The organism is Mycolicibacterium arabiense, assembly GCF_010731815.2.
In the GTDB taxonomy this organism is placed as follows: domain Bacteria; phylum Actinomycetota; class Actinomycetes; order Mycobacteriales; family Mycobacteriaceae; genus Mycobacterium; species Mycobacterium arabiense.
In genome coordinates this window covers 3,108,961-3,120,877 of the sequence record NZ_AP022593.1, presented here as the reverse complement: position 1 = coordinate 3,120,877, position 11,917 = coordinate 3,108,961, and the positions used below count along the sequence as shown (strand labels likewise).

Annotated in this window: 11 protein-coding genes and 1 pseudogene; 1 reads left to right on the top strand and 11 read right to left on the bottom strand. The window is 67.5% G+C overall.

Annotation, left to right across the window (positions count from 1 at the left end; all coding sequences use genetic code 11):
• Window positions 1-3: 3 nt before the first annotated feature.
• The 4 genes from G6N61_RS16715 to G6N61_RS16700 all read right to left on the bottom strand — a co-directional run bounded on the left by G6N61_RS16715 (window position 4) and on the right by G6N61_RS16700 (window position 4,395).
• A complete protein-coding gene (locus G6N61_RS16715) occupies window positions 4-690 on the bottom strand; it encodes a VOC family protein (protein ID WP_163919520.1) in 687 nt (228 codons plus the stop codon).
• Between the two features lie 15 nt (window positions 691-705).
• Window positions 706-1,665 (bottom strand): fumarylacetoacetate hydrolase family protein, encoded by a 960-nt coding sequence (locus G6N61_RS16710; RefSeq protein ID WP_163919519.1) that lies wholly within the window; start codon window positions 1,663-1,665, stop codon window positions 706-708.
• A gap of 100 nt (window positions 1,666-1,765) precedes the next feature.
• On the bottom strand, window positions 1,766-3,076 hold the full coding sequence (locus G6N61_RS16705; RefSeq protein ID WP_163919518.1) for a PucR family transcriptional regulator: 1,311 nt from the start codon (window positions 3,074-3,076) through the stop codon (window positions 1,766-1,768).
• Window positions 3,073-4,395, bottom strand: coding sequence for a cytochrome P450 (locus G6N61_RS16700; protein ID WP_163919517.1), 1,323 nt, complete (start codon window positions 4,393-4,395; stop codon window positions 3,073-3,075). Before G6N61_RS16700 ends, G6N61_RS16705 begins: the two co-directional genes overlap by 4 nt.
• A 151-nt stretch (window positions 4,396-4,546) precedes the next feature.
• Here G6N61_RS16700 and G6N61_RS16695 point away from each other — a divergent pair, with 151 nt between their 5' ends.
• Window positions 4,547-5,155 carry a TetR/AcrR family transcriptional regulator gene (locus G6N61_RS16695; RefSeq protein WP_235887150.1) on the top strand — a complete coding sequence of 203 codons (609 nt, stop codon included), beginning with the start codon at window positions 4,547-4,549 and terminating at the stop codon, window positions 5,153-5,155.
• Window positions 5,156-5,169: 14 nt separating this feature from the next.
• Here G6N61_RS16695 and G6N61_RS16690 read toward each other — a convergent pair whose 3' ends face one another.
• The 7 genes and pseudogenes from G6N61_RS16690 to G6N61_RS16665 form a co-directional block, all read right to left on the bottom strand.
• A complete protein-coding gene (locus G6N61_RS16690) occupies window positions 5,170-5,394 on the bottom strand; it encodes an acyl carrier protein (protein ID WP_163919515.1) in 225 nt (74 codons plus the stop codon).
• A 133-nt stretch (window positions 5,395-5,527) separates the two neighbouring features.
• Window positions 5,528-6,544: an aminotransferase class IV gene (locus G6N61_RS16685; protein ID WP_163919514.1), complete on the bottom strand. Its 1,017-nt coding sequence runs from the start codon at window positions 6,542-6,544 to the stop codon at window positions 5,528-5,530.
• Between the two features lie 22 nt (window positions 6,545-6,566).
• Window positions 6,567-8,069: an APC family permease gene (locus G6N61_RS16680; RefSeq protein ID WP_163919513.1), complete on the bottom strand. Its 1,503-nt coding sequence runs from the start codon at window positions 8,067-8,069 to the stop codon at window positions 6,567-6,569.
• Window positions 8,070-8,167: 98 nt separating this feature from the next.
• The gene (locus G6N61_RS16675) at window positions 8,168-8,869 is read right to left on the bottom strand and encodes a LysR family substrate-binding domain-containing protein (RefSeq protein WP_235887149.1); all 702 of its coding nucleotides are present in this window, start codon (window positions 8,867-8,869) and stop codon (window positions 8,168-8,170) included.
• Window positions 8,870-8,920: 51 nt separating this feature from the next.
• Window positions 8,921-9,076 (bottom strand): annotated as a pseudogene (locus tag G6N61_RS31145) (helix-turn-helix domain-containing protein); the annotation flags it as partial.
• Between the two features lie 125 nt (window positions 9,077-9,201).
• The gene (locus G6N61_RS16670; protein WP_235887148.1) at window positions 9,202-9,639 is read right to left on the bottom strand and encodes a thiol-disulfide oxidoreductase DCC family protein; all 438 of its coding nucleotides are present in this window, start codon (window positions 9,637-9,639) and stop codon (window positions 9,202-9,204) included.
• A gap of 80 nt (window positions 9,640-9,719) precedes the next feature.
• Entirely contained in the window at window positions 9,720-11,912 is a 2,193-nt protein-coding gene (locus G6N61_RS16665; RefSeq protein WP_163919511.1) for an acyl-CoA dehydrogenase family protein, read from the bottom strand.
• Window positions 11,913-11,917 lie beyond the last annotated feature (5 nt).

Sequence of the window (11,917 nt, the reverse complement as noted above, 5' to 3'; positions counted from 1 at the left end):
GCCTCACAACGTCTTCCATGTGATGGCCCGCTTGTTCGATCGGGGTTTGGTCCCGGGGCGGGTTCCGGCGCCGCGCTTGAGCAGCTGATCGCGGTCGGTGCCGGCGCGAAGCCGTTCGAGCAGATAGTCGGGATCGATGTCGATGCCGATCGGGTTGTCGTCGAACTCGGCGCTGTTGAAGTACTCCGCGGTCTGCTGGGCGGTGGGGAAGTTCTCCGTCTGGAATTCCAGCCGAATGCCCTCCGGGTCTTCGTAGTACAAACTCGTCGTCGGTCCGTGGTTGATGGACCACACCGGGGTGATGCCCACCTGCTTGAGCCGTTCGTAGGTCAGCAGCAATCTCTCGATCGAGGTGAACGTGAAGGCGAGATGGTCGATGCCGTAGGTCTTTCGCCGCCAGCGCGCCAGCGGAAAGACGTGCCGGAGGGGCGCTGGAAGCTTCACCAACGCCAGCCGGTGGCTTTCGTGGTCCCAGGTGAGGAAGGCGATCTGGCTGTCCTCGTGTACGACGCGGGCACCGAAGACGTGCCCGTACCAGTCGATCATCTCGTCGCTGCGCGCAGTCTTGACCACCCAGTGGGCGATGAAGTCGGGTACGAGGCGATCGGGGAGGTCGTCGAGGTTGGGTGCTGTCGTGGTCTCGGCGTCGTTCGAATCGGGCGGTTGTAGGGGACTGGGTGTAGCACTCATGGCTGTGCTCTCCTCTCAGGGGTTCGCGGCGACGATGGTGTTCCGCTGGGTGCCCAGGTCGAGAGTCCCGGCGGCATGTCGGATGGAGGCGGTGACGACGTCACCGGGCTGCAGATAGGGCTTGCGCTGGTTGAGCTTCACGAAGGCTGCCCACAGCTTGTCCTCGGGGAGCAGCGCCGTGGCCAGTCGACGGACGAACGCCGGGGGCGAACCCGCCACGATGCCGTGCGGGGTCCCGGTCAGCAGGACGTCACCGGGGTCCCAGTTGCAGAATTCGCTCAGCTCGGTCAGCGTTTCGGCAGGCTTGTAGAGCATGTTCGCGGTGCTGTCGGTCTGCCGCAGTGACCCGTTGACCTCCAAGCGGAGTTCGAGGTCGTCGAGCAGGCGTACGTCGTCGGGTTCGAGCACCGCCAGCACGGGCCCCAGTGGGCAGAAGCCGCGGTAACTCTTGCCCTTGAGGAACTGGCCCTGTGGCAACTGGACGTCTCGCGCCGAGAGGTCGTTGCCGATCGTCACGCCGAAGACGTACTCGTGCAGATTTTCGTTGGTGACCGTCGTCGGCTCGGTCACCGTCCCGCGCAGGACCAGGGCCAGCTCGATCTCGTAGTCCAGCAGGGTGACGTGGGCCGGACGGGTGACCGGATCTCGGGGGCCGGTGACGGAGGCATCCGTCTTGTCGAAGAACAGGTTGAACGCACGTGCGTCGGGGTTCATCCCGGACTCGATGGCATGTTGGCGGTAGTTGGCGCCCTGACACATCACCCGGCAGGCAGTGGTGACCGGTGAGAGCAACTGGACATCGGCCGCCGAGACGTCACCGGCGCGCGCTGCCGCAGCGATCCAGTCGGCTCGGCCGTGCTCGATGAGGTCGGCGGTGCGGGGATATTCGCCGTCGAGAGGCGAGATGAGGTCACCGGCGAGGACGCCCCACGACGTTCGCTCGTTGTGCTCGTATCTGACGAGGTGGACGACCATCGACTACTCCACGTCTGCCGGTCGTTCGACCGGCTCAGTGCCTCAGTCAACTGTGTGGCGACCGTCCCGGTCCTGGTCCTCAGTCCAGTTTCGGCGCTACTTACTTGGCATCGGGTCCAACCGAGACGTCGGGCGATCGCAGAACCGCGTCACCGAGTTCTTCGGCGAGGACGAGGGCGGCGTGCAGCTGCAGGCGGCGAACCGTCGCCGGTCGACCACGAAGTCGTTCGGCGCGCTGCACGCGGTAGGCGACGGTGTTGCGCGCGACGTGGAGATCGACGGCGGCTCCGGCCAAGCTCCTGTCGTGGTCGAGGTAGCGCTTCAGCGTGTGGCGCACGGCGGTCACGGATTCCGTGCTGCCGGCCAGGTCTCCGAGTTCGCGTGCGACGAACTCGCGGGCGGCGGGCAAGTCGGTGCTCAACATCGCGACGATGTCGAGATCGTCATAGCGGAACGACCACACGTCACGCGTCGACATGGTGCCGATGCGCGCCGCCTCGGCCGCCTGATGATGACTGTGCCGGAACCCCTCGACACCGGAACCCGCCGTTCCGATCGCGATGCGGACGCCCGGGGCCGGTGGCGTCGCGCCGTCGACCGGTTCCGGTGGGCTCGACGTCCGAGAACCCCAGGCCCACACCCGGTGGGCTCCCACCGGAAGCACCAGCGTCGAGGTGCACCCGGCGGCGGCGAGGGCATCGGACGCCGCGGTTCTCAAGTGCACGGGTTCGGCGGGCGTGGTCGTCGCGGTCCAGACGATCACTGCCAGGTGCCTGCGGCTCAGGTCGTAACCCAGGATCCGGGTGGCCCGGTCCATGGGCACGGCGGTGCCATGCAGCAGGTCCTCGACGATCTCGGCGCGCAGCGCCACCGAGCTGGTCAGCCACGCGTCGTGTGCGCGCGCGTACTCGTCGGCCATCCGTTCGGTCAGGACGCTCACGATGCCGAACAGTGCGTCGTTGATGCGTCTCATCTCGTCGAAGCGCCGGGACGGGGGCACGACTCGTTCGGCGGCGTCGAGCAGCACGCCGGTGGCGGTGCCGTGGGCGACGTGGATGCTGCGCAGCATGTGCTCGATGCCGATGCCGCGCGCCACCACTTCCATGGGTCCTCCCAGTATTTCGGGCATCTCCGCGAGGACCACCTGGTCGTCGAACGCGATCGCGGCCAGAGCGCCAAGGGCTACGGCCTCGCAACCCTTGGCGACCTCGTCGGCGACGCCGTCCACCGCCAACTCGGGGATCGCAGCGATGATGTTCGCCGCCATCGACGCACCCAGTTCGACGGCCCAGCCCGCGGGGCCGGGTCCCAACGACTCCGCGAGCGCTTGCGCGCGGTGAGGCAGCACGGAGTGGTTGGAAAGTCCCCGACGCTCAGTGGGTTCGAGGTCGGCGAACCAGGGACGCGTCATCGGCCGTGTTCGTCACCGCGTCGGTGGACGACGGCGATCGCCCCGGCTGCCGGGGCGTTGGCGATGCCTCGGGACCGTGGTCGTTCGTCGGGCTCCGACGTGGGTTCGAGGGTGAAGGTGCGCAACATCTCTCGCAACGTGATCAGCATTTCGGTGTTGGCGAAAGCTGCGCCGACACAACGACGGACACCGCCCCCGTACGGAATCCACGTGCTGGTGTCAGGTTTCGCATCGAGGAAGCGGGTGGGGTCGAAGCGCCGCGGTTCGGCGTAGTTGTCAGGGGAGGCGTGGGAGAGGGCGATGCTGGCGATCACGCTGTGCCCCGCGGGCAGGACCCATTCACCCAACCGGGTGCGGCGCGTCGTCACGCGCAGGACTCCCGGAATCACCGGTCGGCTGCGTTGCACTTCCCAGACCGTGGCCTGCAGGAGATCCGAACCGCCCGCGTCGACCTCGGCGACCAGCTCGGCCAACACGTCGGGGTGGCGGCGAAGCCGCTCGACGGCCCACGCCAGGGTGGTGGCCGTCGTCTCGTGGCCGGCGGCCAGCAGTGTCTGCAGTTCGTCGATGAGGTGGTCGTCGGGAATCGGTCGACCGGTGTCGTCCCTTGCGGCGACCAGCATCGCCAGCACGTCGGTGCGTTCGTCGAGATCCGGTGAGGTTCTGGCGCGGCGGATGAGGGTGCCGATCAGCTCGTCGCATTCGCGTCGCATCCGCTCCAAGCGCCCCCACGGAGTCCATCGCCCGTAGTCGCGGCGCAGGGCGGCAGGCATGACGGTGAGCCGGGACGCGAGCAGCACCGCCGGGGGAAGCAGTTCGCGCAGGGCTGCCAGTTCAGGTCCTTCGGCGCCGAACACTGCGCGCAGAATCGCATTCAGCGTGATGCGCATCATCGACGGAAGCGTGGCGAAAGGTGTTGCCTCCGGCCACGAGGACAACTCGCGACGCACTTCCTCCTCGATGATGTTCTCGTATTCCTGCATGCGCTTGCCGTGCAGGGGCGGCACGAGCAGTTTGCGCCGGGCGAGATGTGGCGCGCCGTTGAGACTGAAGGTCGACCCCGGGCCGATGACGTCGCCGAGGTTGGTGATCGTCTCGACGAGATCACCGGCGGTGAACACTTCCTTGATCAGATCCGGGTCGCTGAGGATGACGGTGTCGCCGAACAGCGGTAGTGAAGCACTGAACACCGGGCCGTGGCGCCGGCGCGCGTAGTCGAGGGCGCGGGGCCTGTCGATCAGCATCGCTGCGCCCTGGACGATTCGCGGCAGCGTCGGCCCGGGCGGCAAGCGGACGGGGTCGGTGGTGGGCTGAGCCATGTGGAACCTCCTTTGGTACGTGAGTGTACTAGTTTTAGTACGCTGGTGTACCAGAGTCTCGGTCCACGATTCCGTCGTCGTCCCCGCGGAGATGGTGCGACGAGTGGTTCAAGCCGGATCTACCATCAGACCTGGCAGAAAGGTCTCGGGAGTGACTGCAGCGGTATCCGGACGATCCGACGAACGTGGGCCGGAGGTCTACCGGCGCCGCATCCTCGAGGCGATGGCGGAGTCAATCGCGGAAGTCGGTTACGCGAACACGATGGTGGCCGACGTAGTGCGGCGGGCGCGGACGTCGAAGTCGAAGTTCTACGCCGCGTTCGACGGCCGTGAGGCGTGCCTGGTCGCGCTGCTGTCGGAGACCAACGACGCCAACCTCGCGGCGGTCGCAGCGGCGGTCGACCCGGCGACGCCCTGGCAGCACCAAGTTCGACAGGCGGTCGAGACGTGGTTCGACTGGGCCGAACGCCGCAGGCACCTCACCCTCAGCTGGATCCGCGACGTTCCTGCCCTGGGCCTTCCTGCGCGGTCACTCCAACGCGATGCCATGGACCAGTTCGTGCGATTGGTCCAAACCCTCAGCGACACCGAGGAATTGAGGGCCGTCGGCATCAGCCGGATCCCGCATGCCAGAGCGGTGCTGCTGATCGGTGGCCTCCGGGAACTGGCGGCCCACACCGTCGAACACGACCGACCCCTCGCCGACGTCACCGAGGAGGCGGTGCGCAGCGCCGTCGCACTGATCAACCCCCCGGCCTAGGGGGTTGCGGGTCCCTATGCGTCGGAACTTTGTAGCTGCCCTAGGAATTGGTGGCAGCGCGCTGCCCGCTCCGAGTCCTGGGACATGACCTCCTCGAAGAACGATGCCACGTCGTCGAGGCCGGCGTTGCGCGCGTCGCGCACGTACTGCCCGTAGTCGTGGCCCGCCTTGAGTGAGTGGTACTGGACCGAGATGAGATCGAACGTCACGTCGTCGAACCCGGTTTCGCCTGTTGCCATGGTGTTCCTCCTATGACGGTGTCTGATTGGACGCCGCGGGCGGTACCCGGCGACCGGGGCTGCAAACACCACCGCCGATTCGTGGAACATCTCCTGCGGTGAGCGCAGGAAATGCTCCACGAATCGCGTCGGGTCAGTAGTCGATCGCCTCGATCAGGGGGCCCGGCTCGTCCATCAGCGCCCAGAACCGGTCGCGGATCGCCACCGTCATGGGGCCCGGCTCGCCGTTGCCGATCGGCTCGCCGTCGAGCGAGTTGATCGGCGTGACGCCGCCGGCGGTGGTGACGGCCATGATCTCGTCGGCGTCGTACAGCTCGTGGCTGGTGACGTCGCGCAGCGTGGCCTCGATGCCCATGGCGTCGGCGATCTCGAAGACCGTCTTGCGGGTGATGCCCGGCAACGCATTTCGTGACGGGGACGCCAGCTTGCCGTCCTTGACGATGCAGACGTTGAAGCCCGGACCCTCGGCGACGCAGCTGTCGGAGTCGAGCAGGATCGCGGTACGCGCGCCGCGGTCCTTGGCCTCGAAGCTGGCCGCGGTCAGGTCGCCCCACTGGTAGTTCTTGATCGTCGGGTCGACGGTGTTGCGGCCGGCGCGGCGCACGTGCCGCGGCACGATCGCGGTGGTGCCGAAGATCTGCTCGGCGGGCGGGAACGCCCACAGGTACGGGATCGCGTAGATGTAGACCTGGTGGGTCAGCTTGCTCAGGTCCTTCTCGCCCTTGCGCCGTCCGTACCCGCGCGTCACGGTCAGGTTCACGAACGACTCGCGCAGCTGGGACATTGCGATGCACCGCTTGGTGATGTCGGCTAGTTCGTCCTTGGTCATGCCGGCGTCCAGGCGCAGCTTGCGTGCGCCGTCGAGGAGGCGGTCCAGGTGGTCGCCGAGCCGAAAGACGTTGCCGTGCCACACGTGGGCGACGGTGTAGGTCAGGTCGGAGTGGCCGAAGCCGGTGTCGAAGATGGAGATCTTCGCGTCCTCGGCGGGCATGTATTCGCCTTCGATCCACGCCACGCCGCCTGCGAAGGGGCTCGAGGTGTCGAGTTCGTAGTCGCTGTACTGGATCACCGAACCGGGTGGGGTGTCCTCGCGGATGGCGCCGGGTTCGACGGCGACGAGGTTGCTGGTGCCGAGGGAGGTGGAAGTCATGAGGGGTAGGTCCTTTCGGGGATCAGAGGTCGTGGGTCTTGGCGTAGGTGGCACCGGCGTCGCCATTGCGTAGCCGCGACTTGAGGCCGGTGGCCCACCAGATCGCCGCGATGACGACGATGCCGAGGAAGACCCACTTGTTGCTGGTGAACTGCGGGAGGAACAGCAGTGCCACGGCCACGCCGAGGAACACCACGAGGGCGGTGACGTAGAGGGGCAGACGCCAGCGGCCGAGGTCGAACGTGCCGGGCTCCGGTGCGGGGATGGTGCCCTTGCGGTAGCCGACGAGTAGACCGATCGTCTGCAGGATGTAGACGAAGAAGAACAGCAGCGACGCGATGCCGATGATGTAGTTGAACGCCTTCTCGTTGACCAGCGCCGACAACAGCAGCATCGTCGACAGGACGCCGAGCCCAATCACCGCGAACGTGGGCGTCTTTCGCGTCGGCGAGACGTGCCGCCACACCTTGGAGAACGGCAGCATGTTGTCGCGGGCCATCGAGTAGGTGAGCCGCGTCGCGACCAGGATGTTGGCCAGCAGGCAGGCGAGGATGTTGGTGAGCGCCACCGCCACGATGATCTTGGTGACGACCGGCCCGGCCTGCTGGGTGATGATCTCCTCGATCGGTGCCGACGAGTTGGCCTCGACCGCCGCCACGTCCTTGATGGCGAGCACGTAGACGACGTACATCAGCAGCTCGATGACGATCGACGTGACCAGCGCGTAGAACATGGTCTTGGGCACGACGTGGCGCGCGTTCTTGGTCTCCTCGGCGACGTCGGCGCCGGACTCCACGCCGATCAGGCCGAAGAACGGGCCGAGCGCGGCGGCCAGCCAGGCCAGCATGTAGGAGTCCTTGTCGCCGGACTCGCCGCCGGTGAACAGCACCGAGATCGGCTGGTGGTTCTCCGGCGCCGAGAACGCGATGATGGCGATCAGGGCGGTGGCGCCGACGGTGATCACGAGTTCGAGGCTGACGCCGATGTTGTTGACCATCGTCGCGAACCGCACGCCGTAGATGTTGATCAGCACGCAGACGAAGACGACGGCGATCGCGAGCAGGATTTGCGTGCTCTGGGTCAGCGTCCAGCCCATCAGTCCGCCGAGGTACCCGGACAGGATGAAGCCGACCCCGGTCATGCCGCACACCCAGCCCATCAGGGCGATGAAGCCGGTGAACCAGGCGAGGTCGGGACCGTTGATGCGGCTGATCCACTGATAGGAGTAGCCGGCGAGCGGGAGCTTCGCGGTGAGGTCGGCCGCGATGAACGTCCAGAGCGCGAAGACCGCGCCTGCCAACAGCAGCGTCCACACGAACGGTGCACCCGCGGTGAAGTAGCCGGCGCCGAAGCCGGTGAACACCGCGGTGGTGGCGCTGATCGTGGCGAAGCCGATCGCGAACGACGCGAGTGTGCCGACCGAGCGGTCGAGTTTCTGGGTGTAGCCGAGTTCGGCGAGCTTGGCGTCCTCGGCGTTCAGCGCCGGCGGCGCGGGGTCGGTCGGTCGTACGGGTGTGTCGGTCATGAGCACTCCAGTTCAGAGCGGGGTGACGGGACGGAAAAGCGACTGATGACAGGAAAGCCCCGTCAGCCGTTCACCGGAAGTTCAATGATTTGATCTACTCATAACGCGGAGTTATCAATCGGTGCGACGTCGGACGCGTCACCGAAGCTCCACTGCGACTGCACCAGTCTGACCAGGGCTTCCGCCTGCGGCGAGAGCCTGGCGGGATGCCACGCTAGAGCCGTATGGCTGGGCGGCCGATCCGTGATCGGCACGTAAACGATGCCGGGACGGTCGTAGAAGCGGGCCACCGACGACGTCGTGAAGCTGATCCCGAGACCGCGCGCGATCGACGTCGTCTCCGCCTCGTACGTCGCTGCGATCGCTGCAATGGTGGGCGGCCGGTTGCCGCGGACGTCCATCGCCAGCCAGTAGTCCCGCCATGGCCCGGCCGTCAGCGGTGCGCACACGATGGGGTCGTCGAGCAGCTCGGCGATCCGGACCTCGGTGCGCTCGGCGAGTCGGTGGTCACGCGGCAGGCACGCAACCCAGGACTCGGAGTCGAGCATCAGCATGCGGTGTTCGGGCAGGTCGACCGGCGGCCGGATGATCGCCACCTCGGTGGTGCCGTCGCCCAGGCCCGCGGTGGGGTCGCCGAAGTCGTACTCGATCGGCTCGACCGTGACGTCCGGGTAGACGGCCTCGAAGTGCCGGACCATCCGGAACAGGAGATCGGCCCCGGTGCCGATCAAGTACCCCAGCCGCAATACGCCGTGTCGGGTGCCGGACAGCGTGACGAGGTTGGCGACGACGGCGTCCACTCCGGAGAGGGCCTGCTGTACCTGCGGCAGCCATGCCGCGCCGAGATCGGTCAGGGCGACCTCGCGGGTGCTGCGGGTGAAGAGGGTGACGCCGAACGCGTGCTCAAGCGCCTTGATCGCGGTCGACAGCGCGGGCTGGGTGATGAACAGCCGTTCGGCGGCCCGCCGGTAGTTCAGTTCTTCGCCGAGGACGGCGAAGTACCGCAGCTGGCGAAGCGTGACAGCCGACTTGGGGTCGCTCGTCGTACACCTCCTGCCGGCCGACGTCGTACGAATTCTGCCGTAGCGTCGTGCTCAGCGGGCGACAACGGCGGCTGGTCCGACCGAGAGCGTCAGGCGGCGTCGATGAACCGGCTGCGGACCTCCGGCGGCGGGATGGGGCAGGTGTCGTACTGTCCGCCGACGTGATAGCGGACCTCGGCGAAGCGGGCGTAGGCCCAGTCTCGGAGGAAGGGCGGGATCGCACGTGCCGCCAGCGTCAGCCGCCAGGGGCCGCCCAGGTACTCCGCAACCCGGAACATGGCCGCCGACTGGATGTCGACGGTTTCGTCGCTCCCGCCGGGATTGGTCACGTAGACAACGGAATCGACGTCGGCCAATTCTGGATGACGGGCGATGACGCCGCGGGCGAAGTCGCTGTCCAGCGCCGCGAACCGCAACGTGCCCCGCCGGTCGAATCGGAGAATGGTTCGCACCCCGCGGTTGCACACCCCGCAGACCCCGTCGTACAGCAGAACCGGTGCGGTCGAGGCATTCTCGGAGTCACTCACGTCGTCCGCCCTTCGTCGTCGAACAGGAGGTCGTACCTCCATACTCGCGACGTCGGGCGGACGGCGCCAGCAGATGTGATCTACGGATCGCGCGGCAGACCGAGCAGACGCTCGGCGATGATGTTCAGCTGCACCTCGGACGTGCCGCCGTAGATCGTCGTGGCGCGACCGGCGAGCAGGTACTCCGCCCACTTGCCGGACGCTTCGCCCTGATCGCCGATCACCGCGTCGGTGCCGAACGAGGAGACGCCGAACTCGGCGTAGCCCTGGCCGGTCTTCATCGACAGCAGCTTGCTGATCGCGGCTGCGGGCATCGGGTCACCGCCGGCCAGCGTCAGCAGCGTGGAGCGCATGTTCAGCAGCTTGGCGGCGTGTCCCTCGGCGATCAGCCTGCCTGCCTCGTGCTGCTCGATCTGGTCGAAGTGCCCCTCGGCGAGGAATGCCACGAACTGGTCGAGGCTCGCCAGGAACGGCGGCTCGCTGCCGCCGATCGACACCCGCTCGTTGGTGAGGGTGTTGCGGCTGACCTCCCAGCCGCGGTTCACCTCGCCGAGCACGAGCTCGTCGGGCACGAACACGTCGTCGATGAAGACGGTGTTGAACATCGCGTTGCCGGTCAGCTCGCGCAGCGGCTTCACCTCGACGCCCTCGGACTTCATGTCGAGCAGGAAGTACGTGATGCCCTGGTGCTTCGGCGCGCTGGGATCGGTGCGAGCCAGGAGCGCGCCCCACTCGGAGTACTGGGCACCGGTGGTCCAGATCTTCTGGCCGGTGATGCGCCAGCCGCCATCGACCTTGGTGGCCTTGGTGGTGAGGCTCGCCAGGTCGGAACCGGCGCCGGGCTCGGAGAACAGCTGGCACCAGATCATCTCGCCGCGGAACGTCGGCGGGAGGAAGCGCTGCTGCTGGTCGTTGGTGCCGAAGGCGACGATCGACGGGATGATCCACGCGGCGATGCCCATCTGCGGGCGCTTGACGCGGCCGGTGGAGAACTCCTGGGCGGTGATGATTTGCTCGATCGGGCTGGCGGAGCGGCCCCACGGCTTGGGCAGGTGTGGCTGCACCCAGCCGCCCTCGGCGATCGCGGTGGTGCGGTCCTCGCTTGGCATCGCCTTCAGCGCAGCGACTTCCGCGCGGATCTCTTCGCGCAGCTTCTGGGTGTCGGAGTCGAGGTCGACCTCGATGGGGCGCATACCGGTCGACGTGGCGACGTCGACGACGCGCTGCGGGTAGTCGGCGGCACGGCCGAACGACGCCGCGAGCACGATCGCGCGCCGGTAGTAGACGTTGGTGTCGTGCTCCCAGGTGAACCCGATGCCGCCGTGCACCTGGATGCAGTCCTGCGTGGTGTGCAGGGTGGCAGCGGGAGCCAGGGTGCCGGCCACGGCTGCGGCGAACTCGAACGCGCTGCCCTCGGCGCCCTTCTCGGCCAGCTCGTCGATGGCGCGGGCGGCGTCCCATACGGCGGCGGTGGCGCGCTCGGTCTCAGCGATCATGTTGGCGCACTTGTGCTTGATGGCCTGGAACTGACCGATCGGGCGGCCGAACTGCTCGCGGATCTTTGCGTACTCGGCGGCGGTGTCGGTGGCCCAGCGTGCGACGCCGATGGCCTCCGCGGACAGCAGCGTGGTGATGAGTGCACGGGCCAGCGGCCGGCTCAGGTTGGACAGGACGCGGTCATCGGCGACCTCGACGGCGTTGGCGCGCACGTGTGCGACCGGACGCAGTGGGTCGACGCTCGCGACCGCTTCGATCTCGACCTGGTCGGCGTCGAGGACCACCCACTCTTCGCCGCCATCGATGGCGACCGGCAGCACCAGAACCGACGCCTGCTCGGCGGCGGGCACGGCGCGGACCTCGCCGCGGATGACGAGGCCACCGCCCTGCTTGGTGGCGGTGAGCGTGGAGTGCAGAGCGTAGGCGGCGATGACCTCACCGGAGGCCAGGCCTTCGAGGCGTTTGTCCGCCGGGTCGTTGGCGCTGATGAGCGCGCTGGCGATGGCCGATGGGACGAACGGGCCGGGCACCGCGCCGTAGCCGAACTCCGCGAGCACGATCGCCAGTTCGAGGATGCCGAAGCCCTGGCCGCCGACGTCCTCGGACAGGTGGACGCCCTGCAGCCCCTGCTCGGAAGCGCCCTTCCAGTAGGTGGGCGGGTTGGGGATCGGGTTCTCCAGCGCTTCGTGGAGGACCTCCGACGGGGCCACCCGCTTGACGAACGAGCGCACGGACTCGGCTAAGTCGGTGTGCTCGGACAGGATCGCTATGGGCATCGTCG